The sequence below is a fragment of the Hymenobacter sp. YIM 151500-1 genome (genome assembly GCF_025979885.1).
Classification (GTDB): domain Bacteria; phylum Bacteroidota; class Bacteroidia; order Cytophagales; family Hymenobacteraceae; genus Hymenobacter.
Genome location: NZ_CP110140.1, coordinates 1 through 23,492 on the forward strand (window position 1 = coordinate 1; position 23,492 = coordinate 23,492).

Genomic DNA, 23,492 nt, shown 5'->3' on the forward strand with positions numbered 1-23,492 from the left:
TCGCCGTAGCCAATCAGCTCTTTGGCCCGCTCCACCTTCTGGCGGATGATAAACTTCTCGATGGTGAGGCCCTCGGAAGCGGAGAACAAATGGGAAAGATAGTGGTAGTCCTTGCCCAGGTGCTCCACCAAATAATCCGAGTAATTCAACAGGCGCGGGCCCGGCGGCGGGTAATGAATTAGGGCCACCAGCAGGGTTTTGATGCGGTCCACGAGTTGGGCGCGGGGGTCTTCCAGCAGTTCGAAACCGGCCTCGTGCAGGCTGGTGCGGATGGCGGCGTAGTCGGGGGCCGCGCCGTCGGGCGTCGATACGTCGGCCTCGCCCAGGGCCACGCGGTGCACGTGCAGGCCCAGCGCCGCCAACTCTTCCTTGACCACCCGGATGCACTGCGGGCACACCATGTTCTTAATCAGCAGCCGCTGCGAATCGGGCAAGGGCAGTACGTGGGCAACGCTGATGTCCGCTTTCATGGGATGCGTACTCATTTCACGACTAGGCTGCCCCGCAGCATGCCCATGCCGCAGGTAAACTCGAACTTGCCCGTCTGCTGCGGCAGCAGTTCCACCAGGGTGGTTTTGAAGGCCGGCAGGTCGCGGCGAATGTTGAAATCGGGCATCAGCAACTCCTCCGAACAGCTGTTTTCTTCGTCGCGGTAGAAGCTCAGCTGCACGGGCTTGCCGTGCTCCACCTCGATGACATCGGGCGAGTAGCCGCCTTTTACGGTAATGGCGACTTCCTGCACGCCCCCCGAGGTGGACACAGCGCTGGCCGTTTGGCGGGCCGAAAAGAAAAAGTACCACAGCACGAAGGCAGCCAAGCCGACGCCGGCGATGGTCACGATGAGGGCAGTCGCATCCATGGCAAAGAAGAATTAGTGATGATTGAAGGCGCGCAAGCGCAGCGAGTTGGTCAGCACCGATACCGAGCTCAGGGCCATGGCCCCGGCGGCCAGCATGGGCGAGAGCAGAATGCCGAAGAAGGGGTAGAGCAGGCCGGCCGCAATGGGAATACCCAGCGTGTTGTAGATAAAGGCGAAGAACAGGTTCTGCTTGATGGTGCGGATGGTTTGCCGGCTCAGCTCAATGGCCGTCACGACCCCGCGCAGGTCGGAGCGCATGAGCGTGATGCCGGCGGCTTCCATGGCCACGTCCGTGCCCGAGCCGATGGCTAGTCCAATGTCGGCCTGGGCCAGCGCCGGGGCGTCGTTGATGCCGTCGCCTACCATGGCCACGGTGCGGCCCTCGCCCTGCAGCTCCTTTACCTTGCCGGCCTTGTCCTGAGGCAGCACCTCGGCGAAGTAGCGCCTGATGCCCACCTGACCGGCCACCTGGGCCGCCGTCTGCGGGTTGTCGCCCGTCATCATCACTACCTCGATACCCAGGGCTTGCAGCTGCTTGATGGCGGCAGCCGAGGAGTCGCGCACAGTATCGGCCACGCCGACCAAGCCAACGGCCTGCCCGGCCACGGCCACATAAAGCACGGTCTTGGCCTGGGCCAGCAGGTGCTCGGCCTGGGCGAGCAGTTCGGGTGAAAGTTGCACCCCTTCTTCGGTAAGCAGACGGCGGTTGCCGATAAGCACCGCCTGGCCGTCTACAGTAGCAGCGGCACCCTTGCCCTCCACAGCCCGGAAACTGGTGGCCGCTAGGCTGCCCGCGCCCTGCGCGTTGGCGTAGCGCACCACGGCTTCAGCCAGCGGGTGCTCACTCTGCCGCTCGACGGCGGCCACCAATTGCAGCAAGCGCGCTGGCTCCTGGTCCGGGGCGACGAAGTCGGTCACGGCCGGCTCGCCGCGGGTAATGGTGCCGGTTTTATCGAGCAGCACGGTGTTCACCTGATAGGCTTTTTCCAGCGCCTCGGCGTTGCGAATCAGCACGCCGTGCTCGGCACCTTTACCGGTGCTCACCATGATGGCCGTGGGCGTGGCCAGCCCCAGCGCGCAGGGGCAGGCAATGATGAGCACGGCCACAAAGTTGACCAAGGCTAGCGGCAGGCGGTGCTCTACGGGCGCGAGGTCAAACCAGAGCACGAAGGTGAGAATGGCAATGACCACCACCGTGGGCACGAAGATGGCACTGACCTTGTCGGCCAGGCGCTGAATAGGGGCGCGGCTACCCTGGGCGTCTTCCACCAGCTTCACAATCTGCGAGAGCATGGTATCGGCGCCTACTTTGGTCACCCGGAAGCGGAACGAGCCGGTCTTGTTGAGCGTGGCCCCGAAAACCGGGTCGCCGGTTTGCTTCTGCACCGGCAGGCTTTCGCCCGTGAGCATGGCCTCGTCGAGCGCCGAACTGCCTTCCGTAATCAGGCCGTCGGTGGCCACCTTCTCGCCCGGCCGCACCACCACGATGTCGCCCAGCTGCACCTGCTCAATGGGCACGTCCACTTCGGCCCCGTCGGGACGGACCACGCGGGCGGTCTTGGCCTGCAGGCCCATCAGGCTCCGAATGGCGGCCGAAGTTTGCGTTTTGGCGCGCATCTCCAGCACCTTACCCAGCAGAATCAGGGCGATGATGGTGGCCGTGGTGTCGTAGTACACCTCCGGCATCAGGCCCCGGCTCGTGAAAAAGCCGGGTACCACGGTGGCCGCCACGCTATACAGGAAAGCGGCTCCGGTGCCCACGGCAATCAGCGTGTCCATGTTGGCCGCGCGGTGCTTGAAGCCGTTCCAGGCCGACTCGTAGAACTCGCGCCCGCTGTAGAGCAGTACCGGCAGCGTGAGCATCAGCAAGGCGTAGTTGAGCCACTGCATGTTCACGCGCGCCATCATGGCCGGCCAAAGCATGAGCATGCTCAGGGGCATAATGATAACGGCCAAGCCCACGGCCACCCAGAAGCGGCGCTTGAGTTTCTGGTAGGCCAGGGCCTTTTGGCGGTCAATCTCGGCACTGCGCTCGGCGGCGCTGGTGTCGGGGGCACGCTCGGCCACGCCGTAGCCAGCGTTGATGACGGCTTGCTTCAGGGTGGCCGGCGAGGCTTGCGCGGGCTCATAGTCCACCGTGGCCTTCTCGGTGGCAAAGTTGACCATGGCCCGCTGCACGCCCGGCGTGCGGCTCAGCGACTTCTCCACGAACGCCGCGCACGAAGCGCAGGTCATGCCTTCAATGTCGAGGGTTTCGGTCTTGGTGGTCGGCTCCATAACTAGTAGGTTATTACGCAATTACTAGGACCAGCTACGCAGTAGCCAAGGCCCATAATCACCCTACAAAGGAACGGCCCTCTGTGAAGGAAGTTGGTACTAAATACCGCCTCAGATTTGCATAATTTGACGGCTGGCCGGGTCCGTGATATACGCTTTTGTTTCTAGGTAATTATTGAATACAGGATGAATACATTTGAGTATAGTTCCGCTCAACCATCTTACCCCCCTGTAATGCCCACCAGGAAGAAGTTACCCCAGTATGAGAGAAGAGTCGTTGCTTTCATCGACATTTTAGGATTTAAAAATTTTCTGGGCAAAGGAGGTGATGCCTCTTTTAACACCATCTACAATGCTTTAGCGGAGCTTCAAGACCGATTTGCCAAACCAATGCAAGGGTGGAGCACCGGAGCTAAGAAGGCGCTAAACATTAATACACAAGCACTACAAGTATCTGACTGTCTAATCATATCCCGGTTAGCTGAAGAGAAGGGAGGAGTACAGTCAATGCTTTTCGATTGCGCCTATGCCATACATACCCTGATACGTCATGGCTTTCTATGCCGTGGTGCCATCAAGGTCGGGGAGATGTACCATAACGGTAATATGTTGTTTGGTGAAGCCTATGTAAGGGCGTACCTGGCTGAGGAATCAGAACGTCTCCCTATTATCAAATTCGATTCTGAGCTATTTGATTTAGCCCGGCAATACCCAGCACCAAGCAATGAAGGGTTTGGGAGTTGGGAAGAGAATTTCGTCCGTCAGAATTGCAAGCAGTTGATGACTGATACTTACTATCTGGACTATTTCACGGATTATGATGACCGGTTTGGGCCTGGTGAGGGGGAAGCATCTGTGCACTATCATGCACTCAGGCAGATAATCGTCAATGGATTAGCATTGGGTAAAAATGCGAGTCCCTATGAGAAGTTCCGATGGGCCGCCGACCAGTTCAACTTGAGCGCAAACCGCTTTCAACTCCCTCCCATTTAAACATAACAACCCTTACAAAATCACGCAGGACACTTACATAATTTTGCGTTCGGGTGCTGTCTGCCGTTCACCCACGGCTTGAGCAAACCGCTCTGAGATGCTCATTAGCGGCATTTTATCCTGTTGCCCATACCCGCCGGTGCTGGCTTCCGGAACCATCCGGCAACTTTGGGGGTACAGTATCCGTCACGCTTCTTCCGTAGGATAATCCTAATTTTGCGGTTGCCTAGTGCCCTGTTATGTTCCGTAGCCTCTTCCCCTTCCGCCGTTTGCTGGCGACGAGCTTCCTGCTCGTCTTCGTCAACGTGTTCGTAGGGCAGTGCTGGTGCGCTACGATGAACCCCGGCCCAGCCGCACCGCAGCTGGCCCACCACTCGGCAGCCAAGAAGCCGACGCATCCGGGCTGCCACGGTCACGGCGCCCCGGCCGACAACCTCGCCAAGCACAAAGGGCATTCGCCCAAAGGCACCACCAGCCACGACTGCTGCAAAGACAAGTCGGCCTCGCTGCTTTCGTCCCTTACTTCCCCGGCGCAGAAGCAACTGCTTGTGCCCGCCCCGGCCGTGTTGCCCACGGCCATCGAGTTTCATTTCCGGCCGGCGGCCGGCAAGTGGGACCGCACCCGCGCGGTAACCTTGGTGCCTCGGGGGCACCTGCCGCCTAAAATACCCGACATCCGTATTTTCATTCGGTCCCTGACTGTCTGATTCTTCCGACGCGCTAAGGCTCGCGCCGGCATAGCTGTGCTATGTCCGGGGCGGGCCTTTTCGTTTGCTTGTCGGCGCGGCTAGGCCGCCCACTCCCTCCCTTTTCTGGTATTTCCCTCCCCAACGATGAAGAGTTGTTGCCAGGAGGCCGGTACACCGCCTCCCTCGGGGCCGGGCCGTCGCTGGCTCTCCTACCTACTCTACGCCGTGGTAGCTGCCGCGCTGGGCTTCGTGCTCTGGCAGCAGTGGCAGGCGTAGCCGCCGGGCGCTAACGCCCCTTTTCTTCCCATCACATTCTAGGTCATGAACCGCCTTCTCATCCCCGCGCTGGTCGCCGCCAGCCTGTTTACCGCCGTGAGCTGCTCCTCCGATTCCGCGAGCAGCAACGCCAACAATACCGTTACGACTTCTGCGGGCCCCGACTCCACGGCCGGGCACGCCGGGGGCCACACCTACGCCTGCCCCATGCACCCGGAGGTGACCAGCACCAAGCCCGGCGAGAAATGCCCCAAGTGCGGCATGGCGCTGGTGCACAACGACCAGGTCAGCAACGGCAAGAGCTATCAGATGAAGTTCGAGCCCCAGCCGATGCAGCTGGTAGCTGACCAGCCCGCTACGCTCACGTATACCCCGCAGGAAGTTGGCCACGAGGCGGCCCCGGTGCCGCTGGCCGTGGTCCACGAAAAGAAGATTCACCTCATCGTCGTCCGCAAAGACCTCTCGGCCTTCTATCACGAGCACCCCGAATTCACGGCCGACGGCAACTACAAAGTGCCGTTCACTTTCGCCAAGGGCGGCGACTACGTGCTGTTTCAGGATTACACGCCCGCCGGCGCCGGGCATCAGCTGGGCCGCCAGGTAGTGAGCGTGCAGGGGCCGAAATACACGCCCGTCAAGTTCAGCAAGGACCAGCTGCAGTGGCAGCAGGATGGCTACCAGGCTACGCTGGCCTTTGACAAGGAGCTGAAGGTAGGCCAGCTGCTGGGCATGAAAATCACGCTGAGCAAGAACGGCCAGCCCGTAACGGACCTCGACAACTACCTCGGGGCGCTGGGCCACGTGGTGGTCATCAGCGAGGACACGGAGAACTACCTGCACGTGCACCCCAACGAGCAAGCCGACAAGGGCCCGGTCATCGGCTTCAACACCAACTTCGAAAAGCCCGGCCTGTACCGCGTGTTCCTGCAGTTCAACCACGGCGGGCAGATTCACACCGGTGATTTTACCATCAACGTGAAGGCCTAACGCGCGCCACACCGCTCATTTTTCACTTTCAACCCAACCCAAACCCCATGAAAAAGTCTGCATTGTTCCTCGCCACTCTTTGTTCGAGCGCCCTGCTGCTGGGTAGCTGCAACTCCGATAAAAATGCCGATACCACGGCGGCAACCACCTCGGCCCCGGCCGATTCTGCGGCCGCCAGCGGCGAAATGGCCGGCATGGACCATGCCGGTATGAACCACGCCGGCACGGGTGCGGCCGCGGCTTCGCCCCTGATGGCTTCGATGGATGAGATGATGGCCAAGATGGACGCCATGAAGCCGAAAGGCAACACCGACCACGACTTTGCCCACATGATGATGGAGCACCACAAGGGCGCCGTTGCCATGGCCGACATCGAGTTGCGCGACGGTAAAGACGCCACCATGCGCCAGATGGCCGAGAAAATTAAAGCCGACCAGCAGAAGGAAATCGGGGAGCTGGAGCCCATTGCCGAGCGCCTCGACGCCGCCCCGACCAACTACAAGCCCCAGGACCCGGCCGACCCCTTCACCGCCCAGATGAAGACGTCCATGGACCACATGATGAAGAACATGCCCACGCTGGTGGCTGACCCGGACATGAACTTCAACATGCTCATGACGGTGCACCACCAAAGCGCGATGGACATGGCCGAAGCAGAGCTGGCCCACGGCAAGGACACCAAGCTTAAGGAGATGGCGCAGAAAATGATTGACGCCCAGAAGAAGGAAATCGAGCAGTTCAAAGCCTGGCACGCCAAGAATGCCGACAAGATGAAGCCTACCGCAGCCGTGTACGAGTGCCCGATGGGCTGCGAAGGCAGCCAAAGCACCAAGCCGGGCAAATGCCCGACCTGCGAAATGGAATTGGTTAAGAAAGCCTAACCCGCGGCCCTGCGCCCACTACCCTCAGTACCCCAGTACCATGCATGTTTTCCGCTCTCTCCTAGCCGGCCTGGTTTTCCTGGCCGCTGCTCCCCTGGCCGCGCACGCGCAGCAGCACGCCGAAATGGCGGCCGGCGAAACCCACGCCCACGTGGCCCCGCACGGGGGCGTGGTCCGCTCGGCCAGCCCCTACCACCTCGAACTAGTGGCCCAGCCCACCGAGCTGGCGTTTTACCTGCTAGGGGCCAAGATGAGCCCCGTGCCCAACAAGGGCATGAAAGGCTCGGTAATGGTGCAGCAAACCAACAACGCCACCGCCACGCTTCCGCTCGCCCTGGCCGGGGATGACCACCTCACGGCCAAGCTGCCCGCCGGGGCCAAGGTGCGCACGGCCATCGTCACCCTCACCACCGCCGACGGTAAGACGATGACGGTCCGCTTTGAAAAGCTGGACGAAGCCCGCGGACACCAGGCCGTGGGGGCGGCCTACACCTGCCCCATGCACCCAGACGTGGCCGCTGCGCAACCTGGCAAATGCCCCAAATGCGGCATGGCCCTGGTTAAAAAATCCTAGCCGTGGCGCGGCCAGCCCGGTCGCATTTCCTATCACGAGTTCCCGTCTGCCCACCGGCATGCGCCGGTGGGCCGCCTCGGAGCCCACCCCTTGCTCATGAATCACCTTCCCCTTTGCTTTCGCCTGCCCGGCCTGGCCGTGCTCCTGCTGCTGCTCGGGCTGCGGGCCCCCGCGCGGGCGCAGCAGGTAGTCGTACGGCTGGACAGTGCCGAACAGCAGGCCCTGCGCCAGCACCCGCGCCTACGCCAGTCGGCCCAGGAAATTGAGGAGCAGCGCGCCCTCAAGCGCGGCAGCTTTTCGCCCACCAACCCCGACTTCTTGTTTTCGGCGCCCACGGGCGAGCGGTGGGCCCCGGGGGTGGTGCAAACCATTGACCTGCCCACGGTGTATCGCCGGCAAGCCAAGGTTGCCCAGGCGGGCATCACCCTGGCCGAGCGGGGCCTAGACGTGAACCGCGCCACCGTGCGCCGCGACGTGCGCCAGGCGTACTTGCGCCTGCAGTTTGCCGAAGCGCAGGTGCGCCAGCTGACCTACCAGGACAGCCTGTTTCAGAACCTGCGGCAAGCCACGGAACGCCTGTTCAAAGCCGGTGAGGTAACGGCGCTGCAGCGGGTGAGCACCGACGCGGAAGCCCAGCAGGTGCGCAACCAGCTGGAGCAAGCCCGCGTGGACCAGCGCTCGGCCCAGCGGCGGCTGGGCCTGCTGCTGGGGCAGCCCGACGCCGACCTGGCCACCGAAACCGACCTGCGCCAAACCGGGCCGGAGCTGGCCCGCACCGGCGCCGAGCTGCTGGCCACGCTGCCCAGCCAGGACAGTGCGGCCGTGGCGCTGAGCCCCACGCTGGCCTACTACGGCCAGAACGTAGCCCTCAGCCAGTCGGGCATCAGCCTGGTGCGGGCCCGGCGCGCGCCGGCGCTGACGCTGGGCTATCAGAATCAGGCGTATGAGAACTCCGTGGTCAAGTACCGCTTTCAGTTCGGGGTGTCGGTGCCCATCTGGTTCTGGACCTACCGCTCGCAGCTGCAGGCCGCCACGGCCCGCAGCAAGGCCGCCCAGGCCCAGCTGCAGGTGCAGCGCCTCGACCTGAACACCCAGTACCAGCAGGCCCTGGCCGATACGCGCAAGTTTGCCGCCTCGCTCACGTACTACGAGCAGACCGGCCTGCCCCAGTCGCGGGCCATCATCAGCCAGTCGCAGCGCCTGTTCAAGGCCGGCGAAATCAGCTACCTGGTGCTGATTCAGAGCCTCAACCAGGCTTTCACCATCCAAAATACCTACCTGACTACCATCCGGGATTACAGTCAGGCCATCGTTGAACTTAACTACCTGCGGGGACAATAATGAAAAACATTCTCCTGCTGCTGCTGGCCCTGCTGCTGGCCACCGGGGCCCGCGCCCACGGCGGCGAAGACCACGGCGACGCGGCCAAGCCCTCGGCCGGCCCGGTGGCCACCACGTTCTCGGTAGCCGCGCTGTCCGAAAGCTTCGAGCTGCTGCTGCGCTACGAGCCCCTACAAAAGGGCCAGGACGCCGACATGCGTCTGTTCGTGTCGGACTACGCCACCAACGCCCCCATCAAAGGCGCCAAGCTGACCATCACCTGCCCGGAGGCGGCCGACTTGAAGTTCGTGGTCAGCGAAAAGTCCCCGGGGTCCTACTTGGTGGAAGGCCGGTTTCCAGCCAATCAGAAATACAGCCTGGCCGTCAACATTGTGGCCGGCGACAAAGCCGACCTGATGCTGCTCTCCGGTATCGAAGTGGGCAAGCTGCTGCCCGTGGCGGCGGCCCCGGCCCCGACGGCCGCGCCCCTCATTGGTTCCTGGAAAACCGTGCTGCTGCTGTTTGGCGCCTTCGCGCTGGGCATTGCGGCCACGGCTCTGGTGATGCGTCGCCGGCGCCCGGCGGTCCCCGTTTCCCCTTCAACTCCTGCCGTCTATGAAAACCACGCATAAGTTTCTCGCCGCTACGGCCGCTCTGGGTTTGGCCTTTTCTGTGCTGCTGCCCCCGCCCGTCGCGCTGTGGGCCCACGGGGGCGAGGACCACGGCGACGCCGCGCACGCCTCGACCGGCGTGGCCCTGACCGATGCCGTGGCCCTACCCAAGGAAAGCCAGTTTCTGTTCGGGGTGCGCACGGCCCTGGCCAGCTATTCAAATACGTATAATCGCCTTACCCTCTACGGTACCGTAGCGCCCGCAGCCGGGGGCGAGGGACGGGTGGTGGTGCCCCAAACCGGACGCATCGTCAGCTTGGCTGCGAGCGTAGGCCAGTCGGTGCGCGCCGGGCAGGCGCTGGCCGTCATCGACCAGACCCTCGATGCCACCCAGCAAATTGGCCTGAGCACCGAGCGCGCCAACGCCCAGGCCGAGCTGCGCGCCGCCCAGCAGGACTACGCCCGGTTGCAGACCATTGCCGACATCGCCGCCCGCAAGGACGTGGTGGCCGCCGAGCTGCGCCTGCGCCAGGCCCGCCAGAATGCCGCTATTCTCAACGGGCAGGCCCGCACCCGCCGCGTTACCATTACCTCGCCCATCAGCGGCACGGTGGACGTGTTCAACCTAGCCGTGGGCCAGCAAGTCACCCAGGGCGACGAGCTGTTTCGGGTACTCAACCCCGGCAAGCTGCGCGTGGAAGCCCAGGTATTTGCTCAGGACCTGGACAAGATTCCGGCCGGGGCCCAGTTCCGGGTAGAAGGCTTGCAGGGACAAACCGGTAGCGCCCCGGCCCGGCTGGTGGTGTTCAGCAACGTGGTGAACCCCGTGAACCAGGCCCGGCAGCTGGTGCTCGAACTCGACAACGCCGGCGGCAACCTCTTCCGCGCCGGCCAGGCCGTGAACGTGCAGGTGCTGGGGCGCAGCGACGGCGGCAAAAAGCAGCTGGTGGTGCCCACGTCGGCGCTGACCGATTTGAACGGCAAGCCGGTGGTCTTCGTGCACAGCGACCCGGAAACCTTTAACATCCGCTACGTGCAGCCCGGTCCGGCCAACGGCGAGCAGACGGTGCTGCTGGCCGGCGACGTGAACGAAAACGACCGGGTGGTGAGCGTGGGCACTTACCAGCTCAAATCCATCTACTTGAACCAATAAAGGATGCTGGATAGAATCATCCGTTTTGCCCTGCAAAACCGCCTGCTCATGCTGGCCTTCGCCGTGGGCCTGCTGGTGGCCGGCACCTTCACGGCGCGCCAGCTGCCGGTGGACGTGCTGCCCGACCTGGACCGCCCCCGCGTGACGGTGTTTCTGGAAGCGGCCGGCATGGCCCCCGAAGAAGTGGAGGCCCTGGTGACGCTGCCCGTGGAAACGGCCCTGAACGGGGCTACCGGCGTGGCAGCTGTGCGCTCCAACTCGGCCATCGGCCTGGGCATGGTGTTCGTGGAGTTCGACTATGGCACCGACATCTTCACCGCCCGGCAGATTGTGGCCGAGAAGCTGCAAACCGTGAGCGGGCAGCTGCCCACCGGCATCACGCCGGTGCTGGGCCCGATTTCCTCGGTGATGGGCCAGATAATGCTGGTGGGCCTCTCGGGCGGCCAACAAACCAACGCGGCCGACCTGCGCACGCTGGCCAACTACACCGTGCGCCAGCGCCTGCTCAGCATTCCCGGCGTGGCCCAGGTCATTCCCATCGGCGGCGACAACCTGCAGTACCAGGTGCTGCTGGACATGCCCCGGCTCAACGCCACGGGCCTGACCGTAACGCAGGTGGAGGAAGCGCTGCGCCGCTCCAACCTGAACACTACCGGCAACTTCTTCGACCGCAACGGCTCGGAAGTACTGATTCGCAACCTGGGCCGGCTGCGCTCGGTCGAGGACATCGAAAACATCATCGTCGGCTACCGCCAGGGCTCGCCCATCAGCATCAAGCAAATTGCCACCGTGAGCTTCGGGGCCCGCTTTAAGCGCGGCGACGGCAGCGTGAACGGCAAGCCGGCCGTGATTCTGAGCATCGAGAAGCAGCCCGGTACCGCCACCGTGGGCCTCACCGAGGCGGTGGAAAAGGCGCTGGTGGAGCTGCAGCCCTCGCTGCCCAAGGATGTGAAAGTGAATACGCGCCTGTTCAAGCAGGCCGATTTTATCGAGTCGTCGATTACCAACGTGGAAGAGGCCCTGCGCGATGGGGCCATCCTGGTGGTCATCGTGCTGTTTGCCTTCCTGCTGAACGTGCGCACCACGTTTATCTCGCTGGTGGCCATTCCGCTCTCGCTGCTGGTCACGGCGCTGGTGTTCCGCGCGGCCGGCATCAGCATCAACACCATGACGCTGGGAGGACTGGCCATTGCCATCGGCGAGCTGGTCGACGACGCCATCGTGGACGTGGAAAACGTGTTCCGCCGCCTGCGCGAAAACCAGCAGCTGGCCCAGCCCCGGCCGGCCCTGCAGGTGATTTACGCCGCCTCGTCGGAAGTGCGTAATTCCATCGTGTACGCCACCGTCATCGTGGTGCTGGTGTTCCTGCCGCTGTTTGCGCTGGAAGGCATGGAAGGGCGCATTTTCGCGCCGCTGGGCATTGCCTACATCACTAGCATCGTGGCCTCGCTGTTTGTGTCGCTGACGGTGACGCCCGTGCTCTGCTACTACCTGCTGCCCAAGATGAAGCAGATTCGGATGGCCGAGCAGGAGGGAGGCCTGGTGCGCTGGCTCAAGCGCAAAGACACCGGCTTGCTCAACTGGGGCCTTGGCCACCCGAAATTGGTGCTCACGGTGACGGGGCTGCTGTTTGCCGTGGCCCTGTCGCTGGTGCCCTTCTTCGGCACGGAGTTCCTGCCGCCCTTCAACGAAGGCTCGCTCACGGTCAACTTCTCGGCCCCCGCCGGCACCTCGCTTACCGAGTCGAACAAGCTGGGCACGCTGGGCGAGGAGCAGATTCTGCAGCTGCCCGAGGTGGCCTACACTGCCCGCCGCACCGGCCGCGCCGAGCTGGACGAGCACGCCGAATCGGTGAACAACTCGGAAATCGAAGTAGCCTTCAAGACTGAGGAGGAACTGGAACGAGAGGGAAAAAAGATGCGCAGCCGCGACGAGATTCTGGCCGACCTGCGCCAGCGCCTGGCGCTCATCACCGGTGTGAACGTCAACATCGGCCAGCCCATCTCGCACCGCCTCGACCACTTGCTCTCGGGGGTGCGGGCTCAGGTCGCCATCAAGGTATTCGGCAACGACCTGCTCGAATTGCGTCGGTATGCCAATGAGATTCGCACGGCGGCCGGCACGGTGCCGGGCGTGGTCGATTTGCAGGTGGAGAAGCAGGTACAAATTCCGCAGCTGCTGGTGCGCCCCCGCGACGCGGCCCTGCGCGCCTACGGCCTGGAGCGCGGGCAGGTGGTGGCCACGCTGGAGACCTTATTTCAGGGCGACGTGGTGTCGCAGATGCTCGATGGGCAGAAGCGCTTTGACTTGATTGTGAAGCTGCCCGAAGCCCAGCGCAACGACGTGGCCACCATTGCCAACACCCGCATCGAAACGCCCTCGGGGGCGCTAATTCCGGTGAGCCAGGTGGCCGACGTGAGCTACGAGCCCGGCCCCAACACCGTCAACCACGAAAACACCCAGCGCCGCATCACCGTCTCGCTCAACGTGGCGGGCCGCGACCTGGGCAGCACCGTTAAGGAAGTGCAGGCCCGCATCGCGCAGCAGGTGAAGCTGCCGGCGGGCTACTACCTGACCTACGGCGGGCAGTTTGAGAGCCAGCAGTCGGCCGCGCAAAAGATTCTCTGGCTGAGCCTGTTTTCGCTGGCCGGCATCTTCCTGGTGCTCTACTCGCACTTCAAGTCGGGGCTGATGGTGGGGCAGATTATGCTCAACATCCCACTGGCCCTCATCGGCTCGGTGGGCGCGGTACTACTTACCGGCGGCACGTTCAGCATCGCCTCGCTGGTGGGCTTCATCACGCTCACCGGCATTGCCTCGCGCAACGGCATCATGATGATTTCGCACTACATCCACCTCGTCGAGCACGAAGGCGAGCGGTTCAGCAAGGCGATGATTATCCGCGGCTCGCTGGAACGCTTGGTGCCGGTGCTGATGACGGCCCTGGTGGCGGCCCTGGCCCTGGTGCCGCTCACCCTGGCTAAGGATGCGCCCGGCAAGGAAATTCTCTACCCCGTAGCCACCGTCATCCTGGGCGGCCTGCTCTCGTCCACCTTCCTCGACATCGTGGTGACGCCCGTGGTGTTCTGGCTCGTGGGCGAAAAGGCCCTGGCCCAGTACCAGCGTGGCCACCGGGAAGTGGGGCTCGATGCCCATCCGCAGGAGCTGGACGCCCAGCCCCTCACGCCCCCCACTGACCTAAATCCGGTGCAGCCCAGCGCCTAGTTTGCCCATGCTCCCCAATTCATCCGTTACGCCTAACGCTGCCGGCTGTGTGCTGTACATCAAGCACATGGTCTGCGCGCGGGGTATTCGGATGGTGCGGCGGGAGCTGGAAGGCCTCGGCCTGCGGGTGCTTGACGTGCGCCTCGGCGCCGCCACGGTGGTCGGCCCAGCCGATATCTTGGACTGGGCGCGCATCCGGGAAGCGCTGGCAACCGCCGGCTTTGCTCTGCTCGAAAGCCCGGCGCAGCAGTTGGTAGCGCGGGTGAAACAGGCCGTGGACGAGTTGCTGCACCGGCCCGATACGCTCCGGCACCGCGACTTCATCCCCACCCTGGCCCAGGAGCTGGGCGTAAGCAGCCGCCAGCTGCACGCCTGCTTTGCCCAGGTGCCCGGCCACGAGAGCCTACTGGGCTACATCACCCACCGACGCCTGCACTACGCCCAGCAGCTGCTAGCCACGTCCCGGCTCGACATCGGGCGCATTGCCCGGCAGTTGGGCTACGGCAGTTTGGCCCATTTTTCGGGGCAGTTTCGGCGGTTTGCGCAGTGTTCACCCTCGGTGTATCGCCAGCAGCTGGAAGCGGGCATACTTCTCACAAAGGACATTGTGGCTCACTTGAATAACTAGCGCAGCAGAAACTTACCTGGTTTAGTACTGCGTTTCTTTCGTTCTCGTGCCCCCTTTTCCTTCTTATGAGCAGAATCACCAAAACGCTGAAGCTACCCATGCCTGCTGACGCCGTAAACCAGCAGCGCGCTAAGCAGTTTTTCGGAGCATACGATTGTGAAATGATGGTTGGACCATCAGACACGCCGTTTTACCTGGGTACTCCCACGCCTCGAATCTGTCGGTTTTGTGGGAAGAGCGAACCAGAAGTGTCATTCCGCAAAGATGCTCACGTGATGCCCGATTTTATGGGCAACCGCAACATACTCTCACATTTCGAGTGTGATACCTGCAATGCACTTTTTGCGAAGTACGAAGACTCTTTTGCCAACTACCTGGGGTTGGCTCGAACCTTCAATCAGATTAAAGGCAAAAACAGAAAGGTTCCCAAATTCAAAGACAACAAGACGGGCCTTGAAGTATCCATGGAGGCAGAAGGTCTGCACATCAAAACGATTCAAGGGCAAGACCCGCTCGTTATTGATGAGGCTACTAATTCTGCCCAATTGATAACTACTAGGCCCAGCTATGTCCCGATTCATTTGGTCAAGCTCCTGCTTAAAATGGCCCTTTGTCTGCTCGATGAATCGGAGGTAAACGATTACAGGTGGGCGCGTGAGTTCATCACCTCAGAGGTACATGATGAAGCAGCCCAAGGAATGGGTATCCTAAGCGTGATGTTACATTCCGTATCTGGTCCGCCGGTCTTTCCAGCTCCTTTCGCTCAACTCTACACCCGCAATGCTAGTGCGCCGGCCGAAATCCCAGAAAAGATGTTCGTGCTTTACTATGCCAACTACTATTTCCAACTAGCATTACCCTTTAGCCGCGTTGATAAAGTACGCTTCCTAGGCATCACACCGCCTTTGCAGAGTATTGACTTACCCGTTTTTCCTCTACTTATCGGAGAGACTTGGTTGGCGGAGTACGGTCCCGCTACTTTTAGACGGGTTGATTTCACTTCTAACCAGAAGAGGAAAGGGGAAGAGCATCGGTTTTCACTGGCCTTTGATAAAATGATAGAAGTACCTATCAAGCCGGAGCCTCCAAATGATGCAAGCCAGAGTGCAAATGATGTAAAACCAGCTTAGGCGCTGTAGGTATAAAGTGTAGCTGGAGCAACAACTCCTTCCACACTTAGCCTCCATAACCATGCACGCCCAAAACCAATCCCTCCTCGACGCCCTCAACGCCTGCATTGCCGCCTGCGAACATTGTGCTTCCGCCTGCCTGCAGGAAGACGATGTGAAGATGATGGCCCGCTGTATCAGCCTGGACCGTGACTGCGCCGACATCTGCGCGCTGACGGCCCGCTTCGTTGCCCGTGGCTCGGAACATGCCCAGCACCTGCTGAGCGAGTGCGCCGAAATCTGCAAGGCCTGCGGCGACGAGTGCGCCAAGCACACCCACATGCAACACTGCCAGGAATGCGCCGAGGCGTGCCGCCGCTGCGAGCAGGCCTGCCGCGCCGGCCTGGCCGCCTAAGTGCCGCGTTTTCTGACGGAGGGGCAACGGGAAATCATGCAAGTTGCCGACGCAATTCTGTATCCTTTTCGAGTCACTTTGGCCACAGCTTTGTGTGTTGTATTGTCACGGGCCCCGGTGGGGCCCTTCAACTCACATCGTCATGAAAACCCTGCATTTCAAAACCAACATCAACTGCGGCGGCTGCATTAAGGCCGTTACGCCGACCCTCAACGAGCAAGCCGGTGCCGGCAACTGGCAGGTGGATACAGCCAATCCTGATAAGATTTTGACCGTGACCACCGATAAGCTCACCCCCCAGCAGGTCGTACAAGCCGTCGAGCAGGCTGGCTTCCATATAGTGGCCGCCTAAGCAGCTACCGCTCTTGTCAAAAACGCCCGGCTTCGTTCGGGCGTTTTTATTGGGGCATAGGTAGCCAGAGGGCCGGCTGGCGGTTGTCCATCATCCTCTGTCTATCCCGCTTAACTGCCCTTCTATGTTTTCAGACTTTCCCAATCTTCACCCCCTGGTCGTGCACGTTCCCATCGTGCTCATTTTGCTGGGGGCGGCCACGCAGGCCCTGCTGGTCTTCAAAGACTGGCAGCAGGTTCGCTGGGGAACCCTGCTGATACTGGCCGGGGGCTTTGCCGGGGCCCTGGCAGCCAGTACCGTGTTTCATGCTGAGGCCACGGGCCTGGGCGCGCGGGCGGCGGCCGTATTCGCGGCCCACGAAAAGTACGCGAGCTACACGCTGTGGCTATCGGGCATCACCCTGTTGCTGCGCGGGATAGGGCAATTTTTCCACGTACAACGCCGCGCTTATGAAGTTTTGGTTCTGGCTTTCGCGCTGGCGGCCGCCGGCACGTTGTCCGTGGCGGGCCACCGGGGCGCGCAGCTGGTGTACGTGGAGGGCGTCGGCCCGCAGGGGCACCTCGTGTCGAAGCACCACGGCCACGACGACGAGGAGCAGATGCCCGGCATGACTGAGCAAGTCAGCCACCACGAGGAATCTTCCGGTACCGGTAGCCCCTCGACTGGCTCACCACCCACCGCTTCAAGTCAGCAGCCGCCCACCAGCAAGCCGGCACACCCGGCCGACATGCCGGGAATGGACATGGGCGCCCCGGCTTCTGCGCGGCCTCAACACGCGCCGGCCACGGGTCAGATGGGGGACATGCGAATGCCAGAAACGAAAGCGACCCACCGGACAAAACCTGCTGGCCACCCAACCGACATGGCCACCATGCCGGGCATGCACATGCCCGCGGCCAGCCGTACGCAGCCCATGCCCAAGGGCATGGTTATGCAGCCGACCAACAGTCCCAAGCAGCAGCATAAAATGGCCGGGATGGCTGAGATGCCGGGCATGAGCCGCCAACCAACCAAGCCGCAGCCGCCCGCGGCAGCCGCCGGGATGGCCGATATGGCAACCATGCCTGGCATGAAGCCGGCTCAACCAGCGCAGCCCGCGCCAGCCATGGAGGCCGCGCCGGGCACGCATGACATGCCCGGCATGACCATACCCAACCCGCTGGATAAGTTTCGCTTCAAGGACAATAACCCGGCGCGTACCCAATCAAGCCCTAAGAAGTAGCTGCTGATGCGATACATTATGTTACTCACGATGTTGGCTGCGGCCCTGCAGGCCCACGCGCAACACATGCCGGGCATGCCGATGCCGCAGGACAAGCAGCCCTACCTTACCCAATCGGCCCCGCCCGCGCAGCAAACCCAGGGCATTGTCGTCGTGCCCCGGACCAGCTACGTGGGCAAGCGGGTGGAGTACGACCTGTACGTGGAAGACCGGCTGGTCAATTTCACCGGCCGCATGCGCCACGCCATCGGCGTCAACGGTCAGATTCCAGCCCCCACGCTGCGCTTCAACGAAGGTGACACGGCCGTTATCCGGGTGCACAATCAGATGGCAATGGAAACCTCCGTGCACTGGCACGGCCTGCTGGTACCCAACCAGTATGATGGCGTGCCTTACCTGAATACTCCACCCATCAAGCCCGGCACCGTACACACCTACACGTTTCCGCTGCGGCAAAGCGGTACCTACTGGTACCACTCGCACACCATGCTGCAGGAGCAGGAGGGACTCTACGGCTCCATCGTGGTGCAACCCAAAGAAATCCAGTATCAGCTGAAAGAGTACGTGCTCGTGCTTTCCGACTGGACCGACCACCGACCCAAGGAAGTATTGCGCTACCTCAAGCGCGCCGGCGAGTGGTTTGCCGTGCAGAAAGGTGCCACCCAGAGCTACGGCGAGGCGCTGGCCGCCGGCTACTTCAAAGACAAGCTTAAGCAGGAGTGGCAGCGCATGCCGGCCATGGACGTGACGGACGTATTCTACAACAAGTTTCTCATGAACGGGCAAGAGCTCAACTATTTCCGGGACGCCAAGCCCGGCGAAGTAGTGCGCTTGCGCGTCATCAACGGCAGTGCCTCCTCCTACTTCAAGCTCCAGTACGCCGGCGGGCCGATGCAGGTCATTGCGGCCGACGGCATCAACGTGGAGCCCTTTCCGACCAGCAAACTGGAAATTGCCACCGCCGAAACGTACGACCTGCTCATCACCGTGCCCTCGATGGGCGCGGCCGAACTGCGGGCTACCTCGTCCGACGTCACGGGCTACACCTCCGGGTACTTCGGTCAGGGTGAGCCCATGCGTGCACCCGATTTGCCCAAGCTCAACTACTTCCAGATGACGCGGGAAATGAACAGCATGGGCAACATGAGCGGCATGCAAATGGGCGGCGCCGGCCAAATGGATACCAAGGACGCTTCCAACGGCCACGCTGGGCAGGAAATGAACATGGGCAACCACGCAGCGAGCGGTACACCCGCAAAACCGGGCAGCGGCAGTATGCCGGGCATGGACATGCGGCACGGCACGGCGCCGGCCAGCTCGACGGCACCGCCCCGCAACCGCCCGATGAACATGCAGGAAAAGGGTGACATGGGCATGGGCAGCCTCCAGGACTCGGGCGACATGGGCGGGATGAATATGGCCGGCATGCAGATGGGCAGCATGAGCATGGGCGGGGACTTCAACTACAACCAGCTGCGGGCCTTGAACCCTACCACCCTGGACTCGACAAAGCAGTGGCGCGAAATCCACCTGACGCTGACTGGCAATATGCTGCGCTACGTCTGGTCCTTCGACAATCGAACCCTCTCCGAGTCCGACAACATTCCTATTCGCAAGGGAGAAAACGTGCGCATGGTCTTTCAAAACATGACCATGATGCGCCACCCGCTGCACCTGCACGGCCACTTTTTCCGGCTGGTCAACGCGCAGGGCGCTTACTCGCCCATGAAGCACACGTTCGACATTCAATCCATGGGCAAGGTCACCATCGAGTTTGACGCCAACGAGGACCAGGACTGGTTTTTTCACTGCCACACCCTCTACCACATGATGTCGGGCATGGCCCGCGTCATCAGCTACGAGGGCAGCCCGCAAAACGAGTTTGCCCGTACCGGCTACCGCCACCTCAAGCGCGAGGACAACCGGCTCTACCCGTGGGCTGATGTGGCCGTGCACTCGCAGGGGGCGTTTCTCGAAGCCAACCTGTCCAACAATAAGAATGCCCTCGAATTCGAGGGCCGGCTCAACTACCAGGGCAACTACGAAACGGAAACCCACCTGCTGCGCTACCTCGACAAGCGGCAGTTTCTGGCCGCTTTCGTGGGCTATGACCTGCGCGACAACAAAACCCTGCGCTCGGCCAGCGACGCCGAAGGGGGGAACCGCCGCACCCCGGAAAACAACCGCAACTTCCGCCGCCAGGCCGAAGTGGGGGTGTACTACATGCTTCCCCTGCTCGTGCGCGCCGAGCTGCGCACCGACCTCACCGGCCAGGTTCGGGCGCAGCTGGAGCGGCGCGACTTGCCCTTGAGCAATAACCTCTTCTTAGACATCCGCGGCAATACCGACCGCGAGTTCACGCTGGGCGTCCGCTATATGGTCAGCAAGTACGCCTCGCTCAGCACCAACTATGATAACCAATACGGCTGGGGCGCGGGCCTCACGTTCCACTATTAACCCATTTTCCCTCTTTTTTTCTCGTCATGAACAAGGGCAGCTACTCCAAATTCTTTCTGATGCTCGCCGCATCATTTGTCGTGATGCATCTCATCACCTACCTGAACACCTACGAGTGGGACCATATCTACTTCAGCATCAACCGCTTTTACATGACCACGCTTATGGTAGCAGCTATGGGGCTGCTCATGCTGGCCTTCATGGCGCACATGTACCCCGACAAAGGCAAAAACCGCTTGATTGCCGTGGGCTGCGTGGCCGTGTTTGCCGCAGTGCTGGCCATGCTGCGCAACCAGGTGCTGGTGAACGACACACGCTTCATGCAATCCATGATTCCGCACCACTCCATTGCCATCCTGGTCAGCAAGCGGGCCACCATTAAGGACCCCGAAGTGCGCACCCTGGCCGACAGCATCATCAGCGCCCAGCAGCGCGAGATTGGCCAGATGAAACGCATGCTGCATCGCTTGCAGCAGCAGTAGCTCCGCGAAATCAAAGCTGGCAGCCTTGATACGCTCCTTACGGCATAGCCTTAATTTATTGGGTTGTCGCGCTATCCTATGCGCTGCTGGCCTGGCAATTACCTTGTCTGGTTGCCGGTCAACTGTCGTCATTCCCCGATTCGCAGCGGCTCCCGGGCATCGCTCATCGTGGCCGCCGTCGCAGTCTGACACGGCGACGGCTGCTGTCCGCTGCGATTCCTCCACGCTCCCTCGTAACCACCTACCTGCGGAAGGGCAGTCCCCGGCCGCTCAGCTGCGGGGCGAGGTGCCCCCCGGGCAACCGGCAACGCTGGCCAAGTTGGGTAGCAAGGAGGCAAAAATCGTTGCCGGAGACACGGCACACCGCGCCCCGCAGCCAGTAGCCCCGCGCAAGCCGTTGCCTAGCCCCGCGCGCAAGTTCCTAAGCGCCCAAACGCTGGTGCACTACGGCCTGCATTTCGTGTTCCCGGTTGTGTTGGCGCTGGTGCTTTTTCCGCTGGCGTGGCAGGCAGCCTACCTGATGATGGTGGCCACGATGCTCATTGACCTAGACCACCTGCTGGCCAAGCCCATCTTCGACCCGCTCCGCTGCAGCGTAGGGTTTCACCCGTTGCATTCATTCTACGCCATTCCGGTGTACGCCTTGCTGTTGCTGCTGCCGGCAGCGCAACCCGTCGCGGTGGGACTGCTCTTCCACCTGTTCACGGATACGGTGGATTGCGTGTGGAACTTCTCCCACTGCCACGCGTGCTACCTCAACTCTCGCTTGTACGCCCTGCACCATTGGATGCGGAAACTACTGCGCCGCTCGCCACCGGAGTAGCCTTACTTGCACGTCTGGACCAGCGCCGTTACGCTGAGGGTAGCCGTCGCGTCGGTCGTGTAGTTGTCGTTGTTTACGCACACGAACAGCTGCCGCGTGCCTGGGGGCAGCGTGATGGGCCGGGTTTCTTGCGGCGTGTTCACGGCTGCTCGCAAGCAGGCATTGCCGTTGGTGATAGTGCCTTTGGTGGCCAGGAACTGTTGCGCCGCGGCTGGGTCGGCGGTGATGTACCAGTGGCATTTGGTGCTGACCGTTGGCGGGGCATTGTTCCCCTGCTTGGTGAGGGCCGTAGCCGCGGTGCCCAGTAGGGCCGGGGCGGCCGTGCCGCCGCTGCTGGCTACGGCCGCTACCGCCAGCGCCGTCGACCAGGAAATGGGGGGCTGCCCCTCGTCGCGCACGTCAAGCTTATAGACCACGCCCACCGTCCCGTCCGGAATATCCACGGTGAACACGTTGCGGCTGCTATGCATGCAGTTGCTGCAGTGCAGCGTGGCGTTGCTCAGCGGCAACGCGTCCTGCACCACGGCCCGGCACTTGATTTCCCGCCCGTCCTCGCGCCAGCTGCGAAAATCCGCCTGTTGCACGCCATTCAGGTACGTACCCCGGAAGCTGACCAAGCCGTTCTCGTGCCAGCCGCAACACAGCCCATGCGGCTTGTCGGGCGTTTCGCCCGCGAGCTTGCCTTCCCATTGTTTTTTCCACGACGGGTAGAAGTAGTCACGCACCGTGCCCACCGGCTTGCCGGAAGCGTCGCGGTGCGCAATGCGCGCATAGGCTACTTCCTCCAGCGTTTCGGTTCGTTCCCAGTCGCGGTCAAAGTAGATGGTATCGGCGGGTGGTAGACTAACCGCTGCCGGCTTAGGTCGCTGGGCCAACGCGGCGACACTTATAATAAGGAGTAAAAAAAGCAGGGAGTAGCTTTTGGTCATAGAACGACAAACATTGAAAGCGCGGGAGTGCGACTTGTAAAAATAACGCGAAGTTTTGCCACGCTCATCATCTCATAACCGCGAAATTGTGTACACGAGGTGACCCGCCCTCTGTAACTATCAGCATAGAATCGACCTGACGGTTGGTAACACTTCTTTCACCATAAGGTATGATAAGGTTCACTTATCATACCTTATAATGTACCTTTGGCAAGCACTTTTTTTTCGGGCGTTTACTCCTTATATAATATATAATAAGCCACCATGAGCACCGTCCCCGTCGTCCTGCCTTCGCCCGCGTCCACCGGCCTTGCGCACCTGGCTGAGCAGACTGCCCGCTACGTCGAGGCCGGCCTGCAGGGCGCGCCCAATACGGCCCGGGCCTACGCGGGCGATTGGCGCCGCTTCTCGGCCTGGTGCACCGAGCACGGGCAGGTGGCACTGCCGGCGTCGGTAGATACGCTCGCCGGGTTTGTGACGCACCTAGCCGAAGCTGAGAAGAAGGTGGCCACCATCCAGCGCCACTGCGCGGCCATCAGCAAAGCCCACGCGCTACGGGACTTGGCCTCGCCCACGGACGACAAAAAATTTAAGGTGCTACTCGAAGGTATCAGCCGGGTGAAAGGCACCCGCCAGAAGCAGGCGCCGGCATTTTCGTTGGCCAGCTTCAAGCGCACCGTCAAGCACATCGACGCCTCGACGCCGGCGGGCCTGCGTGACCGGGTAATTTTGCTGCTGGGCTTCACGGGAGCATTTCGTCGTTCCGAACTGTCCGCCCTCGACTTGGAGGACCTTACATTTTCGGACGAAGGGCTGACCATCGACCTGAAGCGCAGCAAGACCAACCAATTGGGGGAAGCCGAGGAAAAGGCCATTTTCTACTCCCCGGACCCTTCGCTGTGTCCCATCCGCACGCTGCAGACCTGGCTACGGATGCTCGGCCGAACTACCGGGCCCGTGCTGGTCTCCCTGCGTAAGGGCGGGCGCCTGACTGAGCGCCGGCTGACGGATGTTCACTTAAATAAGATTGTGCAGCGGCACCTGGGCCCGAAGTTCACCGCTCATTCTTTGCGGGCTTCGTTCGTAACGGTGGCCAAGCTCAATGGCGCCGATGACTCAGAGGTGATGAACCAGACCAAGCATAAGACGAGCTCTATGATACGGCGCTATACCCGCCTCGATAATGTACGGCAGCACAACGCGGCTCAGAAATTGGGGCTGTAGGCTATT

General features: G+C 61.8%; 23 protein-coding genes. 19 read left to right on the forward strand and 4 right to left on the reverse strand.

Annotated features, from left to right (window positions below):
- The 3 genes from OIS53_RS19910 to OIS53_RS19920 form a co-directional block, all read right to left on the reverse strand.
- Positions 1-485: hypothetical protein (locus tag OIS53_RS19910; RefSeq protein WP_264682443.1), on the reverse strand; the 485-nt coding region annotated here is incomplete at its 3' end.
- Positions 482-859, reverse strand: a complete 378-nt coding sequence (locus tag OIS53_RS19915; RefSeq protein ID WP_264682444.1) for a cupredoxin domain-containing protein — start codon at positions 857-859, stop codon at positions 482-484. The genes OIS53_RS19915 and OIS53_RS19910, both read right to left, overlap by 4 nt.
- Positions 860-871: 12 nt before the next feature.
- Entirely contained in the window at positions 872-3,136 is a 2,265-nt protein-coding gene (locus OIS53_RS19920) for a heavy metal translocating P-type ATPase (RefSeq protein ID WP_264682445.1), read from the reverse strand.
- 234 nt (positions 3,137-3,370) lie between these two features.
- Here OIS53_RS19920 and OIS53_RS19925 point away from each other — a divergent pair, with 234 nt between their 5' ends.
- The 18 genes from OIS53_RS19925 to OIS53_RS20010 all read left to right on the forward strand — a co-directional run bounded on the left by OIS53_RS19925 (position 3,371) and on the right by OIS53_RS20010 (position 21,333).
- Positions 3,371-4,129 (forward strand): hypothetical protein, encoded by a 759-nt coding sequence (locus tag OIS53_RS19925; protein ID WP_264682446.1) that lies wholly within the window; start codon positions 3,371-3,373, stop codon positions 4,127-4,129.
- Between the two features lie 239 nt (positions 4,130-4,368).
- On the forward strand, positions 4,369-4,836 hold the full coding sequence (locus OIS53_RS19930; protein WP_264682447.1) for a hypothetical protein: 468 nt from the start codon (positions 4,369-4,371) through the stop codon (positions 4,834-4,836).
- A gap of 126 nt (positions 4,837-4,962) precedes the next feature.
- Positions 4,963-5,094, forward strand: coding sequence for a hypothetical protein (locus tag OIS53_RS19935; RefSeq protein ID WP_264682448.1), 132 nt, complete (start codon positions 4,963-4,965; stop codon positions 5,092-5,094).
- 45 nt (positions 5,095-5,139) lie between these two features.
- Positions 5,140-6,081, forward strand: coding sequence for a heavy metal-binding domain-containing protein (locus tag OIS53_RS19940; RefSeq protein WP_264682450.1), 942 nt, complete (start codon positions 5,140-5,142; stop codon positions 6,079-6,081).
- Positions 6,082-6,128: 47 nt separating this feature from the next.
- The gene (locus tag OIS53_RS19945; protein ID WP_264682452.1) at positions 6,129-6,962 is read left to right on the forward strand and encodes a DUF305 domain-containing protein; all 834 of its coding nucleotides are present in this window, start codon (positions 6,129-6,131) and stop codon (positions 6,960-6,962) included.
- Positions 6,963-7,002: 40 nt separating this feature from the next.
- A complete protein-coding gene (locus OIS53_RS19950; protein ID WP_264682454.1) occupies positions 7,003-7,536 on the forward strand; it encodes a heavy metal-binding domain-containing protein in 534 nt (177 codons plus the stop codon).
- A gap of 96 nt (positions 7,537-7,632) precedes the next feature.
- Positions 7,633-8,877 carry a TolC family protein gene (locus OIS53_RS19955; protein ID WP_264682456.1) on the forward strand — a complete coding sequence of 415 codons (1,245 nt, stop codon included), beginning with the start codon at positions 7,633-7,635 and terminating at the stop codon, positions 8,875-8,877.
- Positions 8,877-9,488, forward strand: a complete 612-nt coding sequence (locus OIS53_RS19960) for a hypothetical protein (RefSeq protein WP_264682458.1) — start codon at positions 8,877-8,879, stop codon at positions 9,486-9,488. Before OIS53_RS19955 ends, OIS53_RS19960 begins: the two co-directional genes overlap by 1 nt.
- Positions 9,472-10,620 (forward strand): efflux RND transporter periplasmic adaptor subunit, encoded by a 1,149-nt coding sequence (locus OIS53_RS19965; protein ID WP_264682459.1) that lies wholly within the window; start codon positions 9,472-9,474, stop codon positions 10,618-10,620. The genes OIS53_RS19960 and OIS53_RS19965 overlap by 17 nt, the downstream gene beginning before the upstream one ends.
- 3 nt (positions 10,621-10,623) lie before the next feature.
- Positions 10,624-13,845 carry an efflux RND transporter permease subunit gene (locus OIS53_RS19970; RefSeq protein WP_264682461.1) on the forward strand — a complete coding sequence of 1,074 codons (3,222 nt, stop codon included), beginning with the start codon at positions 10,624-10,626 and terminating at the stop codon, positions 13,843-13,845.
- 7 nt (positions 13,846-13,852) lie between these two features.
- The gene (locus tag OIS53_RS19975) at positions 13,853-14,473 is read left to right on the forward strand and encodes a helix-turn-helix transcriptional regulator (RefSeq protein WP_264682463.1); all 621 of its coding nucleotides are present in this window, start codon (positions 13,853-13,855) and stop codon (positions 14,471-14,473) included.
- A gap of 65 nt (positions 14,474-14,538) precedes the next feature.
- Positions 14,539-15,603 carry an HNH endonuclease gene (locus tag OIS53_RS19980; RefSeq protein WP_264682465.1) on the forward strand — a complete coding sequence of 355 codons (1,065 nt, stop codon included), beginning with the start codon at positions 14,539-14,541 and terminating at the stop codon, positions 15,601-15,603.
- Between the two features lie 61 nt (positions 15,604-15,664).
- The gene (locus tag OIS53_RS19985; protein WP_125423349.1) at positions 15,665-15,997 is read left to right on the forward strand and encodes a four-helix bundle copper-binding protein; all 333 of its coding nucleotides are present in this window, start codon (positions 15,665-15,667) and stop codon (positions 15,995-15,997) included.
- Between the two features lie 142 nt (positions 15,998-16,139).
- Complete coding sequence (locus tag OIS53_RS19990; protein ID WP_264682468.1) at positions 16,140-16,349, forward strand: heavy-metal-associated domain-containing protein; 210 nt, start codon at positions 16,140-16,142, stop codon at positions 16,347-16,349.
- A 124-nt stretch (positions 16,350-16,473) separates the two neighbouring features.
- Complete coding sequence (locus tag OIS53_RS19995; RefSeq protein ID WP_264682470.1) at positions 16,474-17,571, forward strand: DUF2231 domain-containing protein; 1,098 nt, start codon at positions 16,474-16,476, stop codon at positions 17,569-17,571.
- A gap of 18 nt (positions 17,572-17,589) precedes the next feature.
- Complete coding sequence (locus tag OIS53_RS20000) at positions 17,590-20,028, forward strand: multicopper oxidase domain-containing protein (protein WP_264682472.1); 2,439 nt, start codon at positions 17,590-17,592, stop codon at positions 20,026-20,028.
- 26 nt (positions 20,029-20,054) lie between these two features.
- The gene (locus OIS53_RS20005) at positions 20,055-20,510 is read left to right on the forward strand and encodes a DUF305 domain-containing protein (RefSeq protein WP_125423361.1); all 456 of its coding nucleotides are present in this window, start codon (positions 20,055-20,057) and stop codon (positions 20,508-20,510) included.
- A 397-nt stretch (positions 20,511-20,907) separates the two neighbouring features.
- Entirely contained in the window at positions 20,908-21,333 is a 426-nt protein-coding gene (locus OIS53_RS20010) for a DUF6122 family protein (RefSeq protein ID WP_264682473.1), read from the forward strand.
- A gap of 2 nt (positions 21,334-21,335) precedes the next feature.
- On the opposite strand, the gene OIS53_RS20015 is transcribed toward OIS53_RS20010, so the two are convergent.
- A complete protein-coding gene (locus OIS53_RS20015) occupies positions 21,336-22,208 on the reverse strand; it encodes a toxin-antitoxin system YwqK family antitoxin (protein ID WP_264682474.1) in 873 nt (290 codons plus the stop codon).
- Between the two features lie 318 nt (positions 22,209-22,526).
- Here OIS53_RS20015 and OIS53_RS20020 point away from each other — a divergent pair, with 318 nt between their 5' ends.
- On the forward strand, positions 22,527-23,486 hold the full coding sequence (locus tag OIS53_RS20020; protein ID WP_264682475.1) for a tyrosine-type recombinase/integrase: 960 nt from the start codon (positions 22,527-22,529) through the stop codon (positions 23,484-23,486).
- Positions 23,487-23,492: the final 6 nt, after the last annotated feature.

Excerpts from the sequence above, each read along its gene's own strand:
- OIS53_RS19915 (WP_264682444.1), bottom strand. The coding sequence starts at position 859 with ATGGATGCGACTGCCCTCATCGTGACCATCGCCGGCGTCGGCTTGGCT.
- OIS53_RS19920 (WP_264682445.1), bottom strand. The coding sequence starts at position 3,136 with ATGGAGCCGACCACCAAGACCGAAACCCTCGACATTGAAGGCATGACC.
- OIS53_RS19925 (WP_264682446.1), top strand. The coding sequence starts at position 3,371 with ATGCCCACCAGGAAGAAGTTACCCCAGTATGAGAGAAGAGTCGTTGCT.
- OIS53_RS19930 (WP_264682447.1), top strand. The coding sequence starts at position 4,369 with ATGTTCCGTAGCCTCTTCCCCTTCCGCCGTTTGCTGGCGACGAGCTTC.
- OIS53_RS19935 (WP_264682448.1), top strand. The coding sequence starts at position 4,963 with ATGAAGAGTTGTTGCCAGGAGGCCGGTACACCGCCTCCCTCGGGGCCG.
- OIS53_RS19940 (WP_264682450.1), top strand. The coding sequence starts at position 5,140 with ATGAACCGCCTTCTCATCCCCGCGCTGGTCGCCGCCAGCCTGTTTACC.
- OIS53_RS19945 (WP_264682452.1), top strand. The coding sequence starts at position 6,129 with ATGAAAAAGTCTGCATTGTTCCTCGCCACTCTTTGTTCGAGCGCCCTG.
- OIS53_RS19950 (WP_264682454.1), top strand. The coding sequence starts at position 7,003 with ATGCATGTTTTCCGCTCTCTCCTAGCCGGCCTGGTTTTCCTGGCCGCT.
- OIS53_RS19955 (WP_264682456.1), top strand. The coding sequence starts at position 7,633 with ATGAATCACCTTCCCCTTTGCTTTCGCCTGCCCGGCCTGGCCGTGCTC.
- OIS53_RS19960 (WP_264682458.1), top strand. The coding sequence starts at position 8,877 with ATGAAAAACATTCTCCTGCTGCTGCTGGCCCTGCTGCTGGCCACCGGG.
- OIS53_RS19965 (WP_264682459.1), top strand. The coding sequence starts at position 9,472 with ATGAAAACCACGCATAAGTTTCTCGCCGCTACGGCCGCTCTGGGTTTG.
- OIS53_RS19970 (WP_264682461.1), top strand. The coding sequence starts at position 10,624 with ATGCTGGATAGAATCATCCGTTTTGCCCTGCAAAACCGCCTGCTCATG.
- OIS53_RS19975 (WP_264682463.1), top strand. The coding sequence starts at position 13,853 with ATGCTCCCCAATTCATCCGTTACGCCTAACGCTGCCGGCTGTGTGCTG.
- OIS53_RS19980 (WP_264682465.1), top strand. The coding sequence starts at position 14,539 with ATGAGCAGAATCACCAAAACGCTGAAGCTACCCATGCCTGCTGACGCC.
- OIS53_RS19985 (WP_125423349.1), top strand. The coding sequence starts at position 15,665 with ATGCACGCCCAAAACCAATCCCTCCTCGACGCCCTCAACGCCTGCATT.
- OIS53_RS19990 (WP_264682468.1), top strand. The coding sequence starts at position 16,140 with ATGAAAACCCTGCATTTCAAAACCAACATCAACTGCGGCGGCTGCATT.
- OIS53_RS19995 (WP_264682470.1), top strand. The coding sequence starts at position 16,474 with ATGTTTTCAGACTTTCCCAATCTTCACCCCCTGGTCGTGCACGTTCCC.
- OIS53_RS20000 (WP_264682472.1), top strand. The coding sequence starts at position 17,590 with ATGTTACTCACGATGTTGGCTGCGGCCCTGCAGGCCCACGCGCAACAC.
- OIS53_RS20005 (WP_125423361.1), top strand. The coding sequence starts at position 20,055 with ATGAACAAGGGCAGCTACTCCAAATTCTTTCTGATGCTCGCCGCATCA.
- OIS53_RS20020 (WP_264682475.1), top strand. The coding sequence starts at position 22,527 with ATGAGCACCGTCCCCGTCGTCCTGCCTTCGCCCGCGTCCACCGGCCTT.